Genomic DNA, 23585 nt, shown 5'->3' on the forward strand with positions numbered 1-23585 from the left:
TGTTATATTCTAACCTCTAAAAAATATAATTCAACACATGAAATTTATAGTATCGAGTACTTATTTATTAAAGCAACTACAGGTTTTAGGTGGTGTAATCAATAGTTCGAACACCTTACCTATTTTAGATAATTTTTTATTTGAATTAGACCACAATAAACTTACTGTTTCGGCTAGTGATTTAGAAACCACTATGGCTTCTTCTTTAGACGTTGAAAGTGATAGCGAAGGCAGTGTTGCTATTCCTGCACGTTTGTTGTTAGATACTTTAAAAACCTTTCCTGAGCAACCTTTAACTTTTGTTATTGAAGAAAACAACACTGTTGAAATTAGCTCTAACCACGGTAAATATGCTTTGGCTTATGCCGATGGTAACGAGTTTCCTAAAGCTGTAGCTTTAGAAGACCCAAGTAAAACAGTAATTGTTGGTGATATTTTAGCAACAGCAATTAGCAAAACCATTTTTGCCGCTGGAAATGATGATTTACGCCCAGTAATGAGTGGTGTATTTTTTCAATTTTCTACAGAGGGTTTAACTTTTGTAGCTACCGATGCGCATAAATTAGTAAAATATACACGTGCCGATGTTCAAGCTAACCAAGTGGCAGAATTTATTATGCCTAAAAAACCTTTAAATTTATTAAAAGGAATTTTGGCTGGTAGCGAGAATGAAGTTACTATTGAATATAACGAAAGTAATGCTAAATTCACTTTTGAAAACTCAGAATTAATTTGTCGTTTAATCGATGGTAAATACCCAAATTACGAAGCGGTTATTCCTAAAGAGAATCCGAATAAATTAGCAATAGATAGAACACAATTTTTAAATTCTGTACGTCGTGTTAGTATTTTCTCTAACAAAACAACACACCAAATTCGTTTAAAAATTGCTGGTGCGGAATTAAATATTTCTGCTGAAGATGTAGATTATAGTAACAAAGCAGAAGAGCGTCTAACTTGTGATTACCAAGGTGACGATATGCAAATTGGCTTTAACTCTCGTTTTTTAACCGAAATGCTTAATAATTTAGGCTCGGACGAAGTTCAACTTGAAATGAGTATGCCAAATAGAGCAGGTATTTTAACGCCTGTTGATGGTTTAGATGAAGGCGAACATATTACTATGCTTGTTATGCCGGTTATGTTAAACGCGTAGAAACAACATTGAGATAATAAAATTCTAACATAAAAAAGAGGCTATTCAATTTAAATTGAATAGCCTCTTTTTAGTTCGCGTAATTTTGATAGCACTTATATAACTTTATTCTATTTTAAAGGAAATACCTTGCTGTCTAGCTCGCGTTAAGGATTATAGAGAAAAGCCCACAGCAGCCCTGATAAAATCGGGATGCGAGGACTTGTAACGAAAAGCCTGACCCTTTTCGGGTAACGCCCAAAATAAAAAAATCAAGAATTAATATTACATGGATTTACTTCGACTTAATTCGAGTCGCTAATTTGTATTTCAAAAAATACACCTTTTATTAGAAGAAAGTACTAAAAACAAAAAAGCTTCATATTTCTATGAAGCTTTTAGAGCGAGAGACCAGGTTCGAACTGGCGACATTCAGCTTGGAAGGCTGACGCTCTACCAACTGAGCTACTCTCGCATTTCCGGGTGCAAACATACAACATATATACTTGTTTTTCAAAATAAATATTACATTTTTTTCAAAAAATGATAACCTAAAATTTTAAATCCTTCGTTGAAATAAAATTTATGAGAGCCATGGTTTGATACATAGGTATTTAGCTCGATAGCTTCAAATCCTTTATTTTTTGTGTAATTATAAATCCACTCAAAAAATAGCTTTCCTAAACGCTGTCCTCGGTATTTTTCGTCGATAAAAACATGATCGACCTCCACACTTCTACCAGAATAATGACGTGTACAAAACCACAAGCCACAGACTCCAATAAGTTCCTCGTTTTTAAAAAGACCAGCACATTCATAGTTCTGTGAAAACATTTCGACAAAGCGTTGGCGCAAAATAGTATCTGAAACTTGATTATTGTTTAATTTTTGAATTAAAGGAAGAATAGAATCTATACTTTCTTCTTCAATAGTTTTAAATATAAATGGCATACTTTTTTTTAGTGAAGATAAATATTTTAACTAAGTTTGATTTTATGAAAAAGCAAAATTATTATATAAAACAGATATCGGCTATCGATACGTATGCCGTTAGACATCCTGTACTTCGTGCAGGAAAACCGATAACGTCTTGCATTTTTGAAGGTGACGACTTAGAAACAACTATGCATTTTGGCATTTATGATAATGATGAATTGGTTGGTGTATGTTCTTTTTTAAAAAATAACAATCCTAAATTCCCTGAATTTAGACAATACCAATTACGCGGTATGGCTGTTCTTAAATCGCAACAAGGTTTAGGACTTGGGCAAGAATTACTAAAATATTGCGATACCATTTTAAAACTAGAGAAAACGGAATTAATTTGGTGTAATGCTCGTGAAGTTGCTGTGAATTTTTACAAAAAAAATGGATATAGCCCGATTGGGGAACCTTTTAATATAAAAGATATTGGACCGCATTTTGTTATGAAAAAACAACTTAATCCTGAAACTTAGTTTATGTGACGAAATGTCTAAAAAAGTGTCTATTATATTATATAACCCATTTTTTTGTAATTTCATAAATACTAAACACCAACCACAATGAGAGGAAAAAACCTAAAAGTAAGATTATTAATTGGTGCTGCAATTGCATTATTTTTTGTTTTTAAAAGATGTAGCCAGCGTGAAGAGAATCCATATACAGGCAGAACGCAAACAATTTCTATGAATGCTAACGAGGAAATTGCAATTGGCTTGCAAAGTGCTCCGCAAATGGCACAACAGCATGGTGGTTTACACGAAAACAATCAATACCAAGCCTTGGTAGATAATGTTGGAAATAAGCTAGTAAACAATAGTATTGCTCAAGAAACTCCTTATAAATACGAATTTCACTTACTTGCAGACCCTAACACTATTAATGCTTTTGCTTTACCCGGTGGACAAATATTTATTACTTATGCCTTGTTTTCAAAATTAGAGAACGAAGACCAATTAGCTGGTGTTTTAGGTCATGAAGTTGGACATGTCCTCGGCCGACATAGCGCCGAACGTATTGCTGAAAGTGAATATTGGCAAGGTTTAACCACCGCTGGCTCTGTAGGAGCAGATATGGGAAGTTTAGTAAATGGTATTGGACAAAACACCTTACTTACCAACGGACGCGATGATGAGCTTGAAAGTGATGAATTAGGTGTACGTTTCATGCTGAAAGCGGGTTACAATCCAGAAGAAATGATTGGTGTTATGGAAATTTTAAAAGATGCCGCTGGACCAAATCGTGTTCCTGAATTTAAAAGCACGCATCCTGATCCTGATAATAGAATTGAAAAAATTAGAGAAGCTATAGAAAAATATAAAGGCTTGTAAAACTATTTAACTTTATAAAAGTTAGAATTAATTAGAAAAAAAAAAAGACTGCCTTTCGAGCAGTCTTTTTTTATTGTTTTATTTATATTTTAGTACTCGCGGTATTCACCTGCACCAATATTAAATGTTAATGAGAAACGTAACGTATTTTCTAAAGGACTTTGAACTTTAGAAGCTGAGAATAAATATGATAAATCTATATTAACCACATTCGCTTTAAATCCTGCTCCCATAGCAAAAAACTTTCGCGCGCCTTTTTCTTCACTTTCATTGAAATAACCTGCTCTGAATGCAAAAGAATCTTGATATACATATTCTGCTCCTAACGAATAAGTAAACTCTTTTATCTCTTCGCTAAAACCTCCTGGTGCATCTCCAAAAGATTGAAACATTCCTGCTAAAAAGCCTACATCGTTAGATTGACCTTTATAAATGACATTGTCTGTTTCACTAATTAAATCATCACCTTCATAATCATCATCAGCTTCTTCATAAGTACCATTATCATTATTATCTGTAAAAACAATTTCCGTCCCTAATCTTGGAGGTGTTGGCACTAATAATTTAGCAACTTCTGCCGTTACTGCAATTTTATTATAATCATCGAATATAAAATCGAAACCTGCCCCTAAACGTAAATTAGTTGGCTGAAAATTTTCAACTCCACCTTCCTCGTAAGAGAATTTAGGTCCGATATTTTGAATAGCAAACCCCATTCTCCATCGTCCATTAAAATCAGCATAAGCTTCTTCTTCCCCTTGGTAATAACCAGAAATATCTACACCAAATGTACTTGCTGCAGTAGCATCTCCACCTAAACCACTAAGTTTTAAATCGGATCTCATATAACGCATAGCAACCGACATGGCAAATTCTGGTGACAAACGTAGCGCATAAGAAGCATCTAGCGTAAACTCATTTGGTCTTTGTATTAAAGCATTAACAAATTCGTTTTCACGGAATTCAATATCTCCTAAAGAGAAATATTTTAAACTCGCCGCAAAAGCACTACGATCATCAATACGATTAAAATATGTTAAGTTTCCTAAAAAAATATCATTAACCAACTTGCTTAAGTATGGTGTGTAACTAACACCAACTCCAGACTTCGTTTCCGAAAAAGCATATTTAGCAGGATTCCATTGTTGAGAAAAAGCATCTACAGAAGTTGCAACTCCCATATCCCCCATGGATGCCGCGCGGGCATCTGAAGTAATTAATAAAAAAGGAACACCTGTTGTAATAACTCTAGAATCATTTGTATTTGGTATAATTACCGTTGTTTCTTGAGCATTCATTTTTACAACAAAAACAAATGTTAATAATAGCAGTACTTTAGTTTTCATAAATTAGTAGTTAGTTGCAAATATATTTTATTTTATAAAATTACTAGTTTTTCAATTTTTTCTACTGTTTTGTTTAGCAGATTAGAATGCACTTTTAGTTTGTAAATATAAACACCTTTACCGATTTTATCACCAAAATCGTCCCGACCATCCCAAACTATATCTCTTGAGAGCGAACTTGTAACATTAAAACCTGTTGTCGTTTGCCCGTTTAACGTTCTAACTAACTTCCCTGAAACAGTGAATACTTGTATAGAAACGTCTAAAGCGTCCGAACTATTGTGATTGAACCAAAATTCGGTGTAATTCACAAACGGATTAGGATAATTGAGTACATTATTAATAACCAATACTTGGTCTTTATCGTAAACTATAAATTGTATTTCCGAAATTGCCGAATTATTGTAAACATCCCAAGCTTTAAGTGTTAACGTATGTAAACCTGGCTCTAAATCTCTAAATGGATAGCTTAAAACCCCTGTTTTATAATCGTCGACTCCTGTTTGGTAGTAATCGTTTAAAACTACTGGATTCGTTTCATCTCCATCAAGTATAGCAACAATATCATGCCCTACACCACTAGCTGTGTTAATCCCATTTTCATCTTCCATGAGCGCCAATAGAGTTGGAGATTCGTTGGTAATGCCGCCTGTTACAAAATTTTCATCATTCATATATAATGAAATTACTGGGCCGGTATTATCAACTGGTGCATCTTCATTTAGCCCTCCTATTTTAACAGTTCCAACACTTGCACCTGCTTGGTTACTTTCTAATGTGTCATCTTTAGAGTAAAAACTAATTTTACCAACTCCTACCGGAATACCAACATCTTTTGGTACAATAAAATCGAATTCAAATTCACCATTTTTAACGGAAGCTTGTCCTCTAAAAATAATTTCTCCTAATGTCGTAAAATTTAATTTCACAAGTTCCCCATTTAGTCTAGTTCCGTCGTTTGCTAAGGTTTCCCTTTCTATATTTTTATCATAAATTGTTGTAGATACTGTTCCGTTGTAACTACTTAATAAATTCCCAGACAAATCGGTAACTTCACCGGCTAATTTCACATAACTTAAAGCTTTTAAAGTATCGGTCACTTCGTCTAATGGCACGTCGTTAACTTTTGTTAGTTTTATATTAGGTTCAGCAAAAGCAAGTTTCATTGCAGGATCTCCAATAAAAAATACCAAACGCCTTTGACTAGAGTTTGAAATTACTGAATTATTTTTTGTAAGCCTTAATGCTTCAGCCATTGTTGGATACTCATAATCCTCATAAGTATCGTCATCAGCATAAGAGAACAAATACTGACCTAAATTATTATTGAAATTTATGGCAAACGAAACAAAGATTTGTCGGGTAGTAGAAATTAAGCCAATGGCTCCAGATTCTTCATTCCAATAGGTTACTTCGCCTGCAGTTTCTTTATATGGATTATCAAATTTAGTATACTCACAGGTTACTGTTACAAAACAATTTAATTTCCCAAAATTACGAAACTCCTTAATATCATTATGCGTTAGCAAGCGCTCTTGTGCTATTCCATCTTCTCCTCCGTGACCAAAATAATTAACAACCAAGGCTCCTTTATCAATAGCATCCACAATTTCAGTTGTAACTTTTGGATATCTATTTCCTCCTGCCGTTGTTTCTTGTTTATAGGCATCAGAATGTATTTTTGTAACATTCAAAAAAGGTTTATCTTGAGTAATTAAATTCCCAACATTATCTGTTGTTTCTTCCAATATACCTTCCCAATCTTGATCAACATCATCAGATATCACAACCACATTATTTCTCCAAGTACCGTAGGCTTCTTTTATGTAATATGATTCTATTTTATCTATCATTTGCTGAGCTCTATCAGGAGTATCAGCAAGTATACGCCCCACGGCAATATCTAATTTATCACTAGTAGCCATTGTTCCTTCATTATCGTCCATCATACCATAGAAATCATCAGAAACAAACGAATTCGTAAGGTTTAGGCTTTCATAAGAATACCAAGATGGCATAACATTGGTGTTATTTGGTATTCGGTCTTTATAATCAAAAGACCCATCTCCAATTAAACACAAGTACTTAATTCTATTTTCCGGAGAACTTGCGTTATCATAAACATATTTAACTAAGTTTCTAATCGCTCCTATATCTTGGTTTCCGGTACTAAATTCATTATAAATTTCGGTTAACCCTAAAACCTTTACATTCAAGTTATATTGTTCTTTATTAATTTGAGCAAGTCGATTGGCTTGACTCAACATATTATCTGGCGAGATAATTACATAATCAATATCTTGAAACTCGTTTTGGTCGTTCAAAAAGATAGTCCCTTTTATATTTTGATTACTTATCGTTGTTTTTCCATCAAATTTTGGTTCAAAATAATTTGATGATGTTAACGCCACATATGTTTTTAAAACACCTAAATTAGACGTAAAAGTTAAACTCTCTTCATCTTCATCATTTTCAAAATTAGTTACATTATAAATATCGCTTATATCCCAAACTTCGGAAACTTTTGATGCATTTGTAATTGTATATCGTCCAATTCCCGACGCAGATTCTACTTCCTTATTTCTAAATTGAAATTGCGAGTCTATAAACTTCAATGCTCTAGTAGCTTCTAGAGAAACATAATCTAAATACCCCAAAGCACTTGGATCTCCCTGATTATCATAACTTAATTCCACATCAACTTCCGCCGAGTTTACTGTAATATTACTAATATAAGAATTATGATTTCCTATTGTTGGCGTTTTAGCTCCTGCTATTTGTAAATCTCCAATCTTACTACTATTTACAGAAACCGACATTGTAGTGGAAGCCGATGAAATAGCAGCTACATAAACCTTTAAAGTTATTGGAACCGATGTTATAATATCCGGAAATTCGAATTTAAAATTCTTTACAGGTTCCACATCAAATCGATCACCAAACCAACGACGTCCAAGTAAAGCTATATTTTCATTATCCAACTCATGAAACTTATAATCTTGAAATGTATTTATTTCTAAATCTATAGGACCTTCCGGTTGTGTAAATGTCGATATCCGCTTTCCAAGACCCGACCCCGTATTTATATAATAATACGTTTTATCTGTATAACAGTTTATATTAGTATTACTTTCTACATTATACTGCTTAGGACCTTGCCCATAAAACAACATATAATCTGAATCGTTAAAAACACCATCTTCTTCACCAATAAATTTAACTGCATTTTCGGCAACATCAAAAGGATAATCTTCACTATTAGAAAAAGGAATCATGCGTCCTCCATTACCAAAAACCCTAATAGTTCTTGGATCTATATTATTAACATTTACTCCTAAACGTTTTAAAAATGACTTTGACAACTTAAAAACGCCAGTTGTATCAACAAAAAAACGAAACCATTCCCCCTTTTCTAAAACTGAATTTGAAATAACCTTCGTTCTTGAGACTTTATTAGAGGAGACCCCTCGTCTTGAAGCTCCGTTGCTATAATTAACTTGAAATTGAGTTACTTTTTTATAAACACCATTATCATTAATAATAGGTGATAACTGAAGCATTGCATATTGCTTGCCTCTAGCTATAGAATTTTTTAAACTGTATACTAATTTATTAGGAATTTCATCTTTAGGCAAATCTTTTAACTCGGCTAAAGAAATATTGGCATAACTAATTTGAGATATAGATACTGATGATTCATTAACTGAAGAAGAAACACCCCATTGCGATACAAACTGAAGTCCGGAATCAAAATTGAAATCACAGAGATCATTATTAAAAAAAGGGATTTGAATAGAATAAGTACCTGCTGAAATTGTTTGAGACGCTTGCCAATCGAGAGAAAACTTCTTTTGCTGCGAGAATACAGTAATAGAAACCAATAATACAATAAGGAATAAATTCTTTTTCATCGTTAAATTAACGTGTTAAGCTTAAAGTTAGTATTAAAAATGTAATAATTTTTAAAACAACCCCAAAAATACAATAATAAATTAGCAAAACATCCGTTTATAGAACACAATCCATTGAAAAGAAGGGCAGAATTCACTCGAAAACATCGATGTAATGCATGAAAAACAGGATAAAACACCTCTTTTTTTGGTTAAAATGTAAAAAATAGCTTGGTGTGTAAGGTTTAATTCTTATATTGCAGCTCCAAAAATATTATTAGCTTACTTAAAAGTATGAATATGAGAAAAGTAGTGACAATCAAGATTTTATTAATTTTGGCGCTAACCGTAGTGTCAACAAGTTGTAAAAAATCTTCGAGTTCTAAAAATAGCTCTAGAGCAACTGGATGGAACATTAACGATAGAGATGGTGGTTTTCAATATAATACAGATTTTAAAGAACAGGAAACATCTCCTGGACTTGTATTTGTTGAAGGTGGAACATTTACCAAAGGTCGTGTGCAAGACGATGTTATGCACGACTGGAACAATAGCCCTAACCAACAGCACGTTATGTCTTTTTACATGGATGAAACAGAGGTTACGAATGCCATGTATTTAGAATACCTAGATTATTTAAAGCATCGTTACCCACCTTCTGAAGAAAATTTTAAAGCTATTTATAATGGTGCTTTGCCAGATACTTTAGTTTGGAGAAATCGTTTAGGATACAATGAAGTTATGACAGAGAATTACCTCCGTCACCCAGCTTATGGTGAATATCCAGTAGTTGGTGTTAGCTGGATTCAAGCTGTTGAATTTTCAAACTGGAGAACGGATCGTGTTAACGAATTAAATTTAAGCAAAGCAGGATATCGCGAAATAGACTATACCGATAACGATCCCGATACTGCATTCAACACAAATAGATATACTATTGATCCTAGTTCTATGGATACAGGTGAACCTGTTGACTCTAGAACAAATAGAAATATTACTGTAGATGCAGAAGGAAACGAATCTGGTATTTATGCAAGTAGAGAAACAGGTGTTTTAGTACCAAAATACAGACTACCAACTGAAACTGAGTGGGAATATGCTGCTTTAGGTTTAAGCGAAATTAGAAGTTACAACCTTTACAGAGGACGTAAAAAATACCCATGGGATGGACAATACACACGTTCAGGAAAACGAAAAATAAGAGGAGACCAAATGGCCAACTTTAAACAAGGTAAAGGTGATTATGGTGGAATTGCAGGATGGTCAGACGATGGTGCCGATATTACAAACGCTGTTAAATCTTATGCGCCAAACGATTTTGGTTTATACGATATGGCTGGTAATGTTGCTGAATGGGTTGCCGATGTTTACAGACCTATTATTGATGATGAGTTTAATGACTTTAACTACTATCGTGGTAACGTTTATACTAAAAACGCAATTAACGAAGATGGTTCTGTAAAAGTTATTACTTCAGATGAAATTGTTTACGATACTTTATCTAACGGAAAAATTATTGCTAGAAACTTACCTGGTGAAATTTTACAAGTTCCTGTAGATGAAAATGAAACGTTCCAAAGAACTAATTTTGATAAAAGTAACGAGATTAACTTTAGAGATGGGGACAAGCGTTCATCAAGAAAGTTTGAAAGCTTCGGAGATGAAGATGAAGATTCTGGAAAATCTAGCGAAATGTATAACTCTCCTAAACATAATATCAGTAAAGATTCGTTAGGAAACATTGTTAGAGAATACGATAAATCAAACACTAGAACATCTTTAATTAATGATGAAGTTCGTGTTTATAAAGGTGGTTCTTGGAAAGATAGAGAATACTGGTTAGATCCTGCGCAACGTCGCTACTTCCCACAAGATATGGCAACAGATTATATTGGATTTAGATGTGCAATGTCTCGTGTTGGTTCTAAAAGTAAAGGAGCAAATAAAACGAAAAACTAAAACAGTTTAATCGTTAATAAATATAGAAAGTCCTAGCAATTTGTTAGGACTTTTTTTATACATTTATTTTAAAATTATAAGTTTTGAAAACAGAACAATTACACAAACTATTTTTAGAATGTGAAGCTGTATCAACAGATACTAGAAAAATTGAAAATAACGCCATGTTCTTTGCCTTAAAGGGCGAAAACTTTAATGGGAACATCTATGCTCAAAAAGCTATAGAAGCCGGGGCTAAATTAGCTATCATCGACGAAGTAGAATATCAAATTTCAGATAAAACAATTTTAGTTGATAATGTTCTGGAAACTTTACAATCCCTAGCAACTTTCCACAGGGAATATTTAAAACTTCCTATTATAGCTTTAACAGGAAGTAACGGAAAAACGACTACTAAGGAACTTATAAATTCTGTATTGTCGAAAAAATTTAAAACCACCGCCACTATAGGGAATTTGAACAACCATATTGGTGTGCCACTTACCCTACTATCAATGAACCAAAGTACAGAAATTGGTATCGTAGAAATGGGCGCAAATCATCAAAAGGAAATTGAATTTTTATGCAATATTGCAAAACCTGACTTTGGATATATTACAAACTTTGGTAAAGCCCACTTAGAAGGCTTCGGAAGTGTTGAAGGCGTAATTAAAGGGAAAAGTGAAATGTACGATTTTCTAATTACCAATAACAAAACGATTTTCGTTAACTCAAATGATAAAATACAAGTACAAAAAACAGAAAGCGCGATACGTTTTACCTTCGGAAATAAAAATTCAAACTCTAATGCTGAAATTAATTTTATTGAAGCCCAACCTTTTGTTTCTTGTGAATTTAAAGATAAAGAAATCAAAAGCCAATTAATTGGGGACTATAACTTTAACAATATTGCAGCTGCTATTACTATAGGTCAGTACTTTAAAGTAAACGTAGCACATATTAAAACAGCTATAGAAAACTACACTCCTACTAATAATCGCTCACAAATTATAGAAAAAGCAAGTAATAAAATAATTCTCGATGCTTACAATGCAAACCCAACGAGTATGCATGCTGCTCTTTTAAATTTTGAGAAACAGAGCGGAAACAAAATAGCGATTTTAGGTGATATGTTCGAACTTGGAAAAGAAGCCAAAACAGAGCATCAAAACATTGCAGATTTAGCTATTTCATTACAGATACAAAATATAATTCTTGTTGGAGAAAATTTTCATAAAACTAATACTCCGTCAGAAAAACTAAAAAAATATAAAAACTTTTCCGATTTAGAAGATGCTTTCAATATTTCAGAAATAGAAGATTCTATTTTATTAATAAAAGGATCGAGAGGTATGGCATTAGAACGGCTTTTAAATAAAGCATAAAAAAAGTGCCTAGTTAAAAAACTAAGCACCTCTGTTTAAATAATTCTCCCTAAGAACTAATTAATAGCACTGTAAAGATCTTATTTTTAAGAGGTTCCCACAATACTCAAATTGAGTATTTTTAAAATTAAGTAATTTAAAGTAAAGTTCTATTCATTTTAAGCATCCCTATTAACTCTCCTGTCGACGAGATGTTTAACTTCTTTAAGATGTTTCTTCGGTGTGTATCAACCGTATTAGAACTAATACTTAAGCTAGTTCCTATTTCTTTACTAGATTTATTTAACACTAAAAGTCGAATAATATCACGTTCTCGATTACTAATACCTCCTTTCAATAATTTATGCGAAAAATTGCTAAAGTAAACAGTTTCATATTCATTCTTTTCATTTAACAACTTTGCAGAAGCACAAACATGCATTTCCATTTGAGCCGGCAAAACCGTATAATGTGCTAAACCAATAATAGGCTTATTATCACTATCAAACTCTAAGGGTGTCGTATTTTGAATAACGTTTACATATTCGTCCTTAGAATTTTTTAAACGATAATTCCAGGTATAACTCATTCGATTCCTATTTTCTAAAGAAATTTCAGCTAAGGTAAAACTCATTAATTCGTTTAAAGCTTGAAGCCACTGCTCTAAATCTAACGGATGCATTCTACTCCAAAAATTACGCATACCAAGCGCTTTTAATTCCGTTTTATCCAACCCTAAACAAGCGGTCATATTTTTACTTATATACTCAAAAGCTAGATCTTGAGTATTGGTAACGCAAAAAAATGTTGAACTATAAGGCAAATAAGTATCCAACTCAATAAATTTCTCGATATGCTTTTTGAGAGATGGATTATCGTGAGATTTGAATATTTCCTTATAAGTCTCTTTAATGTCAAGTCTAGTCATAAGAGCCAATTAGTTATCCTAAAATAGTAAAAATATTATAGCTTTTAAAAAATTTGATAATTTTTTGACATAAAAAAACCCAAGACTTTCATCTTAGGTTAAAATTCTGTGGGCGCGAAGGGATTCGAACCCCTGACCCCTTGGGTGTAAACCAAGTGCTCTGAACCAACTGAGCTACGCGCCCCAATAATTTTAAAGAGTATTACAACTCCTTTTTTTGTACAAAAAAAGTCTAAGATGAAATCTTAAACTTTTGTGGGCGCGAAGGGATTCGAACCCCTGACCCCTTGGGTGTAAACCAAGTGCTCTGAACCAACTGAGCTACGCGCCCTAATTATTAGGAGGTGCAAAGATACACGACTTTTTGACTTTACAAAGACTTTTTTTGAAAAATTTAAATTATTTCTGCAACAACAAAAGTACTCCCTCCTATAAATATAAAATCATCAGCATTAGCTTTTTCAAGTGCTATATTATAAGCTTCATTTACAGAATTATAGCTCTCACCTTTTAAATTATGTGCATTAAACACCTCTTTTAATTCGTCCGCAGCTAATCCTCGAGAAATATTTGGTTTACAGAAGTAATATTCGGCCTTTTTGGGTAACAAATCAATTATTGAAGATAAATCCTTATCATTTACAACACCAAAAACAATATGAAGATTATTGTAAACTTCATTTGAAAGCTGTTTCATTACATAAATCAATCCTTCTCGGTTATGGCCCGTATCGCAAACTACCTTCGGGTTTTCATTTAAAACTTGCCAGCGTCCTAATAAACCCGTATTCCTTATAACATTCAACAATCCTTTTTTTATATCTCTTGATGAAATACTATAACTTTTCTTTTGAAGAATTTTTATTGCAGTAACAACGGTTTGAATATTTTTAGCTTGATAATCACCTTTTAAATCAGATTCATAAACATTTAAATCTTGCTGATCGGCAAAAATAATTTCAGAATTATTCTTAGTTGCTAAATCAACAAATACTGGTTTGGTTTCCTTTTGGGTTTCTCCAATCACAACGGGAATCTTAGTCTTTATAATTCCTCCTTTTTCAAAAGCAATTAATTCTAAAGTATTACCTAAAAACTGAGTATGATCTAAACCTATATTTGTTATTACAGAAACTTCGGGTGAAATAATATTTGTAGAATCTAATCGACCTCCTAAACCAACTTCAATAACTGCAATATCAACTTTTTCTTGAGAGAAATACTCGAAAGCCATACCAACAGTCATTTCAAAAAATGATAATTGATTTGCTTCAAAAAACAACTTATTTCGTTCTATAAAACCAGTTACAAATTGTTTACTAACTTCTTCACCATTAATCTTAATACGCTCTCTAAAGTCTTTTAAATGTGGGGAAGTATATAATCCTACTTTATAGCCAGCTTCTTGTAAAATAGATGCTAACATGTGGCTAGAAGAACCTTTTCCATTCGTTCCGGCAACATGAATAGTTTTAAAATGTTTATGCGGGTTATCTAAATGATTTATAAGTAAAGCTGTATTACTTAAATCTACTTTATAAGCCGATTTACCCTGCCTTTGATACATTGGCAGTTGCGAAAACATCCAATCTAAAGTATCGTTATACCTCATATGTTATTGCCCCAATTTGAAGTTTACTTTTACAAAACCAATTTGTTTTGCGGGTGCTTTAGAATCTGCTGGCCACTTATGAGAAAGTGCTATTTTTTTTGCTGGCTCTAACAAGCATTGCGACGTATTTGTTGTTCCTTTCACTCCAGGCTCAGCTTCCACTACGTTCCCACTTTGGTTTACAACAATTTTAACAATCACTAATCCCGATTCGTTACAATCTTGTTTTACTGTATTAAATGATGCACGCCCACGACCATTAAGCCCATAACCAACACCACCACTTCCAGAGCCCGAACCAAAATAACTTGGCGCATATGGGTTACCATCTAATTGCCCCTTATCTCCCGCTTTATTGTCGTTGCCTTCTCCTCCAGATTCTGTTCCTTCAGATTTACTAACACCTCCAATTAAAGCATCTAATTTTCTTTTCTTTTCTTCTTGCTCGCGTTTTTCTTTAGCGACTTTCTCTACTTCCGCTTTAGCTTTTGCTTCGGCTTTAGCCTTAGCATCTGCCTTTACTTTCGCTTCTGCTTTAGATTTAGCCTCTTCGATTGCTTTTTGCTTTTTTATCGCAATTTCTTCAGCATTATCTGCTGTTAAAACCTCTTCTTTTGTTTCTGTAGGTTTTGCCGCCTCAGCTTCTTTTTGTATCGTTTCTTCTACTGGCTGAGGAATCTCTTCTACCTCACGAGGTTCAGATTTTATAGGTGCTTTAGGTTGTACATCTCCTTTACCAAAATCTGTAGTTCCAAAATTTACAGCAACACCGTATTCCTCTGGAGGATCCATATAAGGCGGACCAACAACAAAAAGCAACAACAAAAGAATAACCATAATTAAAGTGGTTATTTTTGCTGAATCTTTTTCGTGTTTGGTTTTGAAGTATCTCATAACAAGCTCAGTACTTTAAGCCTAGAAGGGTTTCCTATCAATTAGGCTGAACCGCTAAAATGACTTTGAATTTATTTCTATTGGCAATATCCATAACCTTTACAACATTTTCTACAGGAACAGACTTCTCGGCTCTAAGTACAATTGTAGGTTTCTCTTTGTTTGATAAAGAAGTTATCAATTCATTTTCTAATACGCTTTCTCCAACCCTTTTTTGATCTATATAGTAGGTCAAATCTTTTTTAATACTAACTGCTATAGACTTTTTATTCTCGGTTTTCCCACTAGCTTTTGGTAATAAAATATCAATAGCACTTGTAGTAACCAAGGTAGAAGCAATCATAAAAAAGATAAGTAGCAGAAACACAATATCCGTCATCGACGACATATTGAATTCTGGCGAAACTTTATTTCTTCCTCTAAAATTCATATTAAGAAGGTTCGTTTAAGTGGTCTAAAAACTCTAAAGAAGTCGCCTCCATTTGATATACCACTTTATCTGTACGAACCACTAAATGATTGTACGTTACGTAAGCCACAATACCAACAATTAAACCTGCAACAGTAGTTGTCATAGCTGTGTAGAGTCCGCTTGCCAATACATCCATTTGGATACTTCCTCCAGCATTTGCTAGTTCAAAAATTGCCAAAATCATCCCAACAACCGTTCCTAAAAAACCAATCATTGGTGCTGCTCCAGAAATAGTAGCTAAAACACTTACGTTTTTTTCGAGTCCGTAAATTTCTAAACGTCCTGCATTTTCTATAGCGGTATTAATATCGGCTAATGGCTTCCCTATTCTAGATATTCCTTTTCCTATTAAACGAGAAACTGGAGAGTTTAATTGAGTACAAAGCGCTTGTGCCGATTCTATTTTACCATTACTTACATGATCTTTTATTTGATTCATAAAGTTAGCATCTACTTGCGATGCCGCCTTAATAGCAAACAAACGTTCGAAATAAATGTAAATGGCAGCTACCAATAATAAAAATAGAATAGCGATAATAATTTGTCCTGCGAGCCCTCCACTACTAATTAATTCTATTATGGAGAGTGTTTTTTCAACTGGTTCTCCTTCTGATAATACTTCTGCACCTTCTTGTGCATTTTGTAATAATATATTTAGCATATAATCTTAATTTATTGCAACACTATAACGTCAATATTTATATTAAATTATGGTTCTATTCATACTATTTTAAATAAAATATAAAAACCTTCAATATCCGCTTTATTCTTTATTCTAGAAATGACATTATTATCAATATATATGCCACTATTCAGCGAAAGCGAAATAAATATATTTTAAAATAAAGTTCTTGTAAACATAAAGGCTCCAGCACCAACTAAGAAACCAATTAACGCTAACCAAGCGATTTTTTTAAGGTACCAAAAGAAATCAATTTTCTCCATTCCCATAGCCACAACACCTGCAGCAGAACCAATAATTAACATACTACCACCTGTTCCTGCAGAATAAGCTATAAAGTGCCAAAGCTCATTATCTAAAGGCTCATGGAACATACCTAAACTAGCCGCTACTAAAGGTACATTGTCTATTACTGCCGATCCAACACCTAATAGCAACACTACTAAATCGGAAACACCTTCGTGACCTCCTACATGAATTTCAGTTCCTAACATTGGCATGGATTCCTGTAAAGATCCAGCAAAGTTGAATAAGATACCTAAAGACTCTAAAGCTGCAACTGCCATTAAAATCCCTAAGAAAAATAAAATACTTGGCAACTCAATTTTAGATAATGATTGATGTACTGGGCTATGGTGTGCAGCTGCATCACTTTCTTCAGAATCATGATCCGTCATGCTAAATTTAGCATTACTATAAACTTCTGCAAAAATTGCAACAACAGCTAAAGATAACATCATACCAACATAAGGAGGTAAATGTGTAATCATTTTAAAGATTGGTACAAAAACAATAGCACCTAAACCTAGGTACAGCATTTTACCACTAAATTTAGATTTTGGTTTCTCTTCCACTTGTTCTACTTCTAAATCACCTTTAAATGCTGGTAAAAATGAAGCGATAAACGTTGGAACGGCCATACATAAAAATGATGGTAATAATAGGTAACCAACTAAATGACCTGTTGTTACTTTTTTACCAATCCAAAGCATAGTAGTTGTTACATCTCCAATTGGAGACCAAGCACCACCAGCATTTGCAGCGATAATAATTAAACCTGCATACCAAATACGTACACTTCTATCTTTTACAATTTTCTGAAGTATTGAAATTAATACGATTGTAGCAGTTAAGTTATCAATGATTGCAGATAAAATGAAAGCTAGGATAGCAAATATCCAAAGTATTTTACTTTTCTTTTTTGTTTTAATAAAATCTTTAATAGTTGAAAATCCATCGAAATAATCTATAATTTCAACGATAGTCATTGCTCCCAAAAGAAACACTAATATCTCACAAGTTTTACCTAAGTGATGCAATAATGTATCTTCCATTAAGCTCATTTTCCCAGAAGTTACAACATGCCCACTTGCATCTAATACATCATGCAAAGGCAACCCGCCAAAATTTTCCATTAATGTATGGTTTGCAGAATCGAACCATTGAGAAAAGTCATCTAGACCTAAAGCTATTAAAGCCCAACAAATAGCCATCATGACTAGCGCGGGTATTAATTTATCGATTTTTATACTATGCTCCATTGTTATGGCTAAATAGCCAAAAACAAATACTAAAATAATTGCTGCTTCCATATTAAATGTTAAATTTATTTTTTTTAGATTAGTTGACTCAGCGCGAGCTCGAAAGCCGTAGCGCTTATTTCGGTTTTAGATTTATTTTTTAAATATACTTTTTCTAATGCTTCTCTAATTTTATTGGAGGTATCATTAAAAATAGCTTCATCTGTCATTTGTACTTTACGCTCCATAAAATAAGCGAAAACTCTTGCCATACCACAGTTTGAAATAAAATCTGGTATTAAACTCACACGGCTATCGGTGTGCTCCATAATAGAACCAAAAAATATTTCCTTATCAGCAAATGGCACATTAGCACCACAAGAGATAACTTCCAAACCACTATTTATCATCTCATCAATTTGATTTTGAGTGATAAGTCGCGATGCTGCACATGGTGCAAAAATCTCAGTTTGCAACTTCCAAATGTCTTGATTTATTGTTTCAAATGGTATTAAATTATCGGCTTCTAAAGTATTACCTTTTTTAGCTAAAAACAATTTTGTAATCTCTTCAAAAGAAAAACCATCTTCATTAATTAAACCACCTGCAATATCGATAATTCCAACCACTTTTGCACCCATTTGGGACAAATAAAATGCAGCAGCAGCTCCAACATTTCCAAAACCCTGAATTACAGCTCGTTTTCCTTTTACCGAGCCTCCATAAATATTGTAATATTGTTTTACAGCTTCGGCAACACCAAAACCAGTAATCATATCGGCAATGGTATATTTTCTCGATACACTTGGCGAAAAATCTGGATTTTCAATAACCTTAATAACACCTTGTCTTAACTGTCCAATTCTATTTATTTTATCTGCTTCTGTTGGTTTAAAATGCCCATTAAAAACACCTTCTTGCGGATGCCAAACACCACTTTGCTCCGTAATAGGAATCACTTCGTGAATTTCATCAACATTTAAATCGCCGCCAGTTCCATAATAACTTTTAAGTAACGGAGAAACAACGGCATACCACCGTTCTAGAACACCTTTTTTTCTTGGATCTTTTGGATCAAAATTAATCCCCGATTTAGCGCCACCAATAGCAGGACCAGAAACCGTAAACTTGATTTCCATTGTTTTTGCTAAAGATAACACCTCATTCATATCCAATCCTTTTCGCATACGGGTTCCTCCGCCTGCAGCACCACCTCTTAAAGAGTTTATTACAACCCAACCTTCTGCTTCGGTTTCAGAGTCTCTCCAATTAAATACTATTTCGGGTGCTTTATCTTCGTACTTTTTTAATAATGCTTTTATCATTTGTATAATTCAAAATTTTAATAAATAGATTTTTTTAGCTAAAGCTTTACGAGTAATTTTCGATTTCTACAGCTAAAGTTGATTCATTTTATATAAAATTTTAAATTATTAATAGTAAGTAACAAATATAAAAAACTAAAAACCTTGTAAGATTAAATTTCCGTTATTTTTAAGAATAAATTCTACCAGAACTATGATTTTTTGACGCTCCCGTAACCGATTGTAAGCAATTCACTTCATTTCGCAATTTCAAGATACCTAAAAAGGCAAAAATTAAAGCTTCTTTAAATTCTACTAAGTCATGATTTGGAATAATAATTTCCGTTTGAATATTCGATTTAATTCTTGAAATTATATAATCGTTATAAGCACCTCCACCAGTAACCAAGACTTTAGCCTTTGGTTTTATAACCCTAGATATTTGTTTTGCAATATGATCGGAGAATGTTCTTAAAACATCTTTATCACTTGCGTGAGAAGATTCAATTAAAGGGAAAATATTTTTATTCACCCATTCTAATCCTAACGATTTTGGTGGTTGTTCTTCATAAAAATCCAACTTATTGAGTTGATTCCCTAAATGAATTAAGTACGCTCCCGATGCGGCAATTTGTCCTCCATCGTCATAATTCAAACCTAAATTTCGAGCGTATTTATTCAAAACAATGTTTACAGGACAAATATCATAAGCTATGCGTTCATTTTTTATTTGGGTAGAAATATTTGCAAAACCACCTAAGTTCAAGCAAAAATCGTATTCCGAAAACAATAACTGATCGCCAATAGGTACCAGTGGAGCACCTTGCCCGCCAAGCTCAACATCCTCAACTCTAAAATCGCAAACCACGGTTTCATTTATAAGTTTAGCTAAAATGGGTTGATTCCCTATTTGATAGGTTAATTTATTTTCTGGTCGATGCAGCGCGGTATGCCCATGAGAACAAACCGCATCGATATTTTTAATATTATTTTTTATGATAAACGTTTTAATAACCTCAGCTAAAAAAACCGTATAATCTTCATCAATCTTTTTTAATTCATCTAAAGAGCGTAATACTAAACCCTTTAGTTCTTCATGCCAAACATCAGGATAACCAACCGTTTCGGCACAAATAATTTCAAAACGCCAAGTTTCATCTAAAACAAATTTGGCTTCAACTAGATCTATTCCATCTAAAGATGTGCCGGACATCACTCCAACAACATGATATTCTTTTTTTTCCATCGGATGTAAAAATAACAATACCCATTGAAATATTCACACTAAAAACCTATATTTGAAAACATTTTTTACATTATTAACACCCTTTAATTACGAATTATGGATTTTAAACTCTCAGAAGAACATATTATGATACGCGATGCCGCTCGCGATTTTGCTCAAACCGAATTACTTCCTGGCGTAATTGAACGCGATAACAAACAAGAATTCCCAAACACCTTAGTTAAAAAAATGGGTGATTTAGGCTTTTTAGGTGTTATGGTCGATCCTAAATACGGCGGAAGCGGTATGGATGCCATTTCGTATGTTCTAATCATGGAAGAGCTATCTAAAGTAGACGCCTCGGCATCTGTAATAGTTTCGGTAAACAATTCCTTAGTTTGTTACGGACTAGAAGCTTATGGTAACGACGAACAAAAAGAAAAATATCTTACAAAATTAGCAACAGGCGAATTTGTTGGTGCATTTTGTTTAAGCGAACCCGAAGCTGGTAGCGATGCCACATCACAAAGCACGACAGCCATAGACCATGGCGACCACTATATTATTAACGGTACAAAAAACTGGATTACAAACGGTGGCCGTGCCGATGTTTACATTGTAATAGCACAAACCGATCGCGATAAAGGTTCTCATGGTATTAATGCTTTTATATTAGAAAAAGGCATGGATGGTTTCCATATTGGCCCAAAAGAAGATAAACTTGGTATCCGCGGAAGCGACACGCATACTCTACAATTTAACGACGTAAAAGTCCCGAAAGAAAACCGCATTGGCACTAACGGATCTGGTTTCCGCTTTGCAATGAAAACACTTTCTGGAGGTAGAATTGGGATTGCTGCACAAGCTTTAGGTATTGCATCTGGCGCTTTCGAACTTGCATTAAAATATTCTAAACAGCGTAAAGCTTTTGGAACCGAGATTTGCAACCACCAAGCCATAGCCTTCAAACTTGCCGATATGTACACCGATATTGAAGCCGCTCGCATGCTTGTAATGAAAGCCGCTTGGGATAAAGACCAAGGTAATAATTACGATAAATCGAGTGCTATGGCAAAATTATACGCCAGTAAAGTTGCCATGGAGCACACCGTAGAAGCCGTACAAATACATGGCGGTAACGGTTTTGTAAAAGATTATCATGTAGAACGCTTAATGCGAGATGCCAAAATAACACAGATTTACGAAGGCACATCCGAAATACAAAAAATCGTTATTTCCAGAAGTTTAATTAAGGAATAAATGCCTAGAAATATTATATTTCGTAAAATAAAAATCATGAATTCAAAAAAAAGGCTCAAATATTCGAGTCTTTTTTTGTTAAGAATCACCAAAGTACTCGACAATTACAAATAGATTTCATTATTTCGTAAAAAATAAAATCATGCAAAAAACATATTACGACCCAGCCGATTTAAGAAAATTTGGAAAAATCACCGAATGGAGCAAAGATTTAGGCGAAAAATTCTTTGAATATTACGGAAAAGTTTTCGAGGAAGGCGCACTAACAGCACGCGAGAAATCGCTAATAGCACTTGCTGTAGCACACACAGAACAATGCCCATATTGTATAGACGCTTACACAAAAGATGGTTTGCAACGTGGCGTAACTAAAGAAGAAATGATGGAAGCCATACATGTAGGAGCTGCAATAAAAAGTGGAGCAACCCTAGCACATGGTGTTCAAATGATGAATAAAGTAAACAAATTAGACGGGTAATATTTTTGGCGCTACCACAAGGGTCGGGCTTTTCGCAGTCGCTTTTTTGTGTTGCATAGGTGCAACAACACAAAAAGAGCTCCAACAATGCTCCAATCCCTAGCGCAGTTATCTGCCAAGTGCTGTTTTCAAAATAGAAACAGTATCTTAATTTTAAAAAACTATTAATGGCAACAAAGTCCCTACAAAAACGCGAAAGCGACTTAGCAAATAGCAACAGGCAACTCGACATTTTATCGAACGGCATTTTCAAAAATGGAGAATTACCAACTTTTAAAAATAAAATTTCCGAAACTGGCCATTTTCCGCTTAAAGCGAAAAAACTCGAAATCCTGCAAATAAATGTAGGCTACATGTGTAACCAAGTTTGCGACCATTGCCATGTTGATGCTGGTCCAGACCGTAAAGAAATCATGACGCGCGATACCATGCGCGAATGTTTAGAGGTTATAAAAAACACAGGTGCTCACACTTTAGATTTAACAGGTGGCGCACCAGAAATGAACCCTGATTTCCGTTGGTTTGTAGAAGAAGCCGCAAAAGCAGGTATCAAAGATTTTATTGTTCGTTCTAATCTAACCATAATTAGAGCCAACAAAAAATACTACGATTTACCAGAATTCTTTAAAAAACACAATGTGCATGTTGTGAGCTCTATGCCACACTGGACACGTGGAAAAACCGATAAACAACGTGGAGACGGTGTTTTTGATAAATCTATTAGAGCGCTACAAGATTTAAATGCTATTGGCTACGGTATACCGGGTAGCGATTTACGTTTAGATTTGGTTTACAATCCCTCGGGAGCCTTTTTACCTGGCGATCAAGTTGCTATGGAAAAAGATTTCAAAAAAGCCTTGAAGGACGATTTCGATATCCAATTTCATAATTTATTTGCTATTACAAATTTACCTATCGCAAGGTTTTTAGATTTCCTTATTGCTTCAGAAAATTACGAAGACTATATGTACTCTTTAGTAGAAGCTTATAATCCAACTGCAGTTGAAAACGTAATGTGCACAAATACGCTATCCATAAGTTGGGATGGTTATTTGTTTGATTGCGATTTTAATCAAATGCTTAATTTACCAGTAAATAGCAAATCAAAACACATTAGCGAATACAATGAAGAATTACTGGAAGGTAGAAACATTGTGATTTCTCAACATTGTTACGGTTGTACCGCTGGTGCAGGTAGTAGCTGTCAAGGTGTAGTTGCTTAAAA

At 33.8% G+C, this 23585-nt stretch carries 19 protein-coding genes and 3 tRNA genes; 8 read left to right on the top strand and 14 right to left on the bottom strand.

Translation table 11 applies throughout. The features are described 5' to 3' along the window. Positions 1-37: 37 nt before the first annotated feature. On the top strand, positions 38-1156 hold the full coding sequence (gene dnaN, locus GQR97_RS02175) for a DNA polymerase III subunit beta (protein WP_158844708.1): 1119 nt from the start codon (positions 38-40) through the stop codon (positions 1154-1156). A gap of 381 nt (positions 1157-1537) precedes the next feature. Here the strand turns inward: dnaN and GQR97_RS02180 are convergent. Both GQR97_RS02180 and GQR97_RS02185 read right to left on the bottom strand, forming a co-directional pair. Continuing rightward, positions 1538-1610: transfer RNA gene (locus tag GQR97_RS02180), tRNA-Gly, on the bottom strand. Between the two features lie 50 nt (positions 1611-1660). Next, positions 1661-2086: a GNAT family N-acetyltransferase gene (locus GQR97_RS02185; RefSeq protein ID WP_158844711.1), complete on the bottom strand. Its 426-nt coding sequence runs from the start codon at positions 2084-2086 to the stop codon at positions 1661-1663. Positions 2087-2130: 44 nt separating this feature from the next. Here GQR97_RS02185 and GQR97_RS02190 point away from each other — a divergent pair, with 44 nt between their 5' ends. Next, a complete protein-coding gene (locus GQR97_RS02190; RefSeq protein ID WP_158844714.1) occupies positions 2131-2592 on the top strand; it encodes a GNAT family N-acetyltransferase in 462 nt (153 codons plus the stop codon). Between the two features lie 87 nt (positions 2593-2679). Further along, positions 2680-3447: a M48 family metalloprotease gene (locus tag GQR97_RS02195; RefSeq protein WP_158844717.1), complete on the top strand. Its 768-nt coding sequence runs from the start codon at positions 2680-2682 to the stop codon at positions 3445-3447. A gap of 89 nt (positions 3448-3536) precedes the next feature. Here the strand turns inward: GQR97_RS02195 and porV are convergent, their stop codons facing one another. Continuing rightward, on the bottom strand, positions 3537-4793 hold the full coding sequence (gene porV / locus GQR97_RS02200; RefSeq protein ID WP_158844720.1) for a type IX secretion system outer membrane channel protein PorV: 1257 nt from the start codon (positions 4791-4793) through the stop codon (positions 3537-3539). Positions 4794-4825: 32 nt separating this feature from the next. Continuing rightward, positions 4826-8704, bottom strand: a complete 3879-nt coding sequence (porU, locus tag GQR97_RS02205) for a type IX secretion system sortase PorU (RefSeq protein ID WP_158844723.1) — start codon at positions 8702-8704, stop codon at positions 4826-4828. Between the two features lie 273 nt (positions 8705-8977). Here porU and gldJ point away from each other — a divergent pair, with 273 nt between their 5' ends. Together gldJ and GQR97_RS02215 are read left to right on the top strand one after the other, a co-directional pair. After that, positions 8978-10642, top strand: a complete 1665-nt coding sequence (gldJ, locus tag GQR97_RS02210; RefSeq protein WP_199269903.1) for a gliding motility lipoprotein GldJ — start codon at positions 8978-8980, stop codon at positions 10640-10642. 83 nt (positions 10643-10725) lie between these two features. Continuing rightward, positions 10726-12006 carry a UDP-N-acetylmuramoyl-tripeptide--D-alanyl-D-alanine ligase gene (locus tag GQR97_RS02215; RefSeq protein WP_158844729.1) on the top strand — a complete coding sequence of 427 codons (1281 nt, stop codon included), beginning with the start codon at positions 10726-10728 and terminating at the stop codon, positions 12004-12006. A 136-nt stretch (positions 12007-12142) separates the two neighbouring features. Here GQR97_RS02215 and GQR97_RS02220 read toward each other — a convergent pair whose 3' ends face one another. The 10 genes from GQR97_RS02220 to GQR97_RS02265 form a co-directional block, all read right to left on the bottom strand. Next, positions 12143-12913 (bottom strand): LuxR C-terminal-related transcriptional regulator, encoded by a 771-nt coding sequence (locus GQR97_RS02220; RefSeq protein ID WP_158844732.1) that lies wholly within the window; start codon positions 12911-12913, stop codon positions 12143-12145. 109 nt (positions 12914-13022) lie between these two features. Further along, positions 13023-13097, bottom strand: a tRNA-Val gene (locus tag GQR97_RS02225). A 72-nt stretch (positions 13098-13169) separates the two neighbouring features. Next, a tRNA-Val gene (locus GQR97_RS02230) sits at positions 13170-13244 on the bottom strand. Between the two features lie 63 nt (positions 13245-13307). After that, the gene (locus tag GQR97_RS02235; RefSeq protein WP_158844735.1) at positions 13308-14525 is read right to left on the bottom strand and encodes a bifunctional folylpolyglutamate synthase/dihydrofolate synthase; all 1218 of its coding nucleotides are present in this window, start codon (positions 14523-14525) and stop codon (positions 13308-13310) included. Between the two features lie 3 nt (positions 14526-14528). Continuing rightward, positions 14529-15419, bottom strand: coding sequence for an energy transducer TonB (locus tag GQR97_RS02240; RefSeq protein ID WP_158844737.1), 891 nt, complete (start codon positions 15417-15419; stop codon positions 14529-14531). 37 nt (positions 15420-15456) lie between these two features. Next, the gene (locus GQR97_RS02245) at positions 15457-15849 is read right to left on the bottom strand and encodes an ExbD/TolR family protein (RefSeq protein WP_158844740.1); all 393 of its coding nucleotides are present in this window, start codon (positions 15847-15849) and stop codon (positions 15457-15459) included. A gap of 1 nt (position 15850) precedes the next feature. Beyond that, a complete protein-coding gene (locus GQR97_RS02250) occupies positions 15851-16552 on the bottom strand; it encodes a MotA/TolQ/ExbB proton channel family protein (RefSeq protein WP_158844743.1) in 702 nt (233 codons plus the stop codon). 176 nt (positions 16553-16728) lie between these two features. Continuing rightward, positions 16729-18165 carry a sodium:proton antiporter NhaD gene (nhaD, locus tag GQR97_RS02255; RefSeq protein ID WP_158844746.1) on the bottom strand — a complete coding sequence of 479 codons (1437 nt, stop codon included), beginning with the start codon at positions 18163-18165 and terminating at the stop codon, positions 16729-16731. A 23-nt stretch (positions 18166-18188) separates the two neighbouring features. After that, on the bottom strand, positions 18189-19415 hold the full coding sequence (locus GQR97_RS02260; protein ID WP_158851562.1) for a Glu/Leu/Phe/Val dehydrogenase dimerization domain-containing protein: 1227 nt from the start codon (positions 19413-19415) through the stop codon (positions 18189-18191). Between the two features lie 172 nt (positions 19416-19587). Then, the gene (locus GQR97_RS02265) at positions 19588-20643 is read right to left on the bottom strand and encodes an anhydro-N-acetylmuramic acid kinase (protein WP_158844749.1); all 1056 of its coding nucleotides are present in this window, start codon (positions 20641-20643) and stop codon (positions 19588-19590) included. A 96-nt stretch (positions 20644-20739) separates the two neighbouring features. On the opposite strand from GQR97_RS02265, the gene GQR97_RS02270 reads away from it, so the two are divergent. From GQR97_RS02270 to arsS, 3 genes are all read left to right on the top strand, one after another. Next, on the top strand, positions 20740-21882 hold the full coding sequence (locus GQR97_RS02270; RefSeq protein ID WP_158844751.1) for an acyl-CoA dehydrogenase: 1143 nt from the start codon (positions 20740-20742) through the stop codon (positions 21880-21882). A gap of 142 nt (positions 21883-22024) precedes the next feature. Beyond that, positions 22025-22360 carry an arsenosugar biosynthesis-associated peroxidase-like protein gene (locus tag GQR97_RS02275; RefSeq protein WP_158844754.1) on the top strand — a complete coding sequence of 112 codons (336 nt, stop codon included), beginning with the start codon at positions 22025-22027 and terminating at the stop codon, positions 22358-22360. Positions 22361-22527: 167 nt separating this feature from the next. Next, positions 22528-23583, top strand: coding sequence for an arsenosugar biosynthesis radical SAM (seleno)protein ArsS (gene arsS, locus GQR97_RS02280; protein ID WP_158844757.1), 1056 nt, complete (start codon positions 22528-22530; stop codon positions 23581-23583). Positions 23584-23585: the final 2 nt, after the last annotated feature.

The sequence above is a fragment of the Algibacter sp. L1A34 genome (assembly GCF_009796805.1).
In the GTDB taxonomy this organism is placed as follows: Bacteria; Bacteroidota; Bacteroidia; order Flavobacteriales; family Flavobacteriaceae; genus Algibacter.

Coding starts and splice junctions, on each gene's coding strand:
- arsS (WP_158844757.1), top strand. CDS start 22,528: ATGGCAACAAAGTCCCTACAAAAACGCGAAAGCGACTTAGCAAATAGC.
- GQR97_RS02270 (WP_158844751.1), top strand. CDS start 20,740: ATGGATTTTAAACTCTCAGAAGAACATATTATGATACGCGATGCCGCT.
- GQR97_RS02240 (WP_158844737.1), bottom strand. CDS start 15,419: ATGAGATACTTCAAAACCAAACACGAAAAAGATTCAGCAAAAATAACC.
- GQR97_RS02220 (WP_158844732.1), bottom strand. CDS start 12,913: ATGACTAGACTTGACATTAAAGAGACTTATAAGGAAATATTCAAATCT.
- GQR97_RS02235 (WP_158844735.1), bottom strand. CDS start 14,525: ATGAGGTATAACGATACTTTAGATTGGATGTTTTCGCAACTGCCAATG.
- GQR97_RS02245 (WP_158844740.1), bottom strand. CDS start 15,849: ATGAATTTTAGAGGAAGAAATAAAGTTTCGCCAGAATTCAATATGTCG.
- GQR97_RS02275 (WP_158844754.1), top strand. CDS start 22,025: ATGCAAAAAACATATTACGACCCAGCCGATTTAAGAAAATTTGGAAAA.
- GQR97_RS02265 (WP_158844749.1), bottom strand. CDS start 20,643: ATGGAAAAAAAAGAATATCATGTTGTTGGAGTGATGTCCGGCACATCT.
- porV (WP_158844720.1), bottom strand. CDS start 4,793: ATGAAAACTAAAGTACTGCTATTATTAACATTTGTTTTTGTTGTAAAA.
- nhaD (WP_158844746.1), bottom strand. CDS start 18,165: ATGGAAGCAGCAATTATTTTAGTATTTGTTTTTGGCTATTTAGCCATA.
- GQR97_RS02190 (WP_158844714.1), top strand. CDS start 2,131: ATGAAAAAGCAAAATTATTATATAAAACAGATATCGGCTATCGATACG.
- GQR97_RS02195 (WP_158844717.1), top strand. CDS start 2,680: ATGAGAGGAAAAAACCTAAAAGTAAGATTATTAATTGGTGCTGCAATT.
- GQR97_RS02250 (WP_158844743.1), bottom strand. CDS start 16,552: ATGCTAAATATATTATTACAAAATGCACAAGAAGGTGCAGAAGTATTA.
- gldJ (WP_199269903.1), top strand. CDS start 8,978: ATGAATATGAGAAAAGTAGTGACAATCAAGATTTTATTAATTTTGGCG.
- dnaN (WP_158844708.1), top strand. CDS start 38: ATGAAATTTATAGTATCGAGTACTTATTTATTAAAGCAACTACAGGTT.
- GQR97_RS02185 (WP_158844711.1), bottom strand. CDS start 2,086: ATGCCATTTATATTTAAAACTATTGAAGAAGAAAGTATAGATTCTATT.
- porU (WP_158844723.1), bottom strand. CDS start 8,704: ATGAAAAAGAATTTATTCCTTATTGTATTATTGGTTTCTATTACTGTA.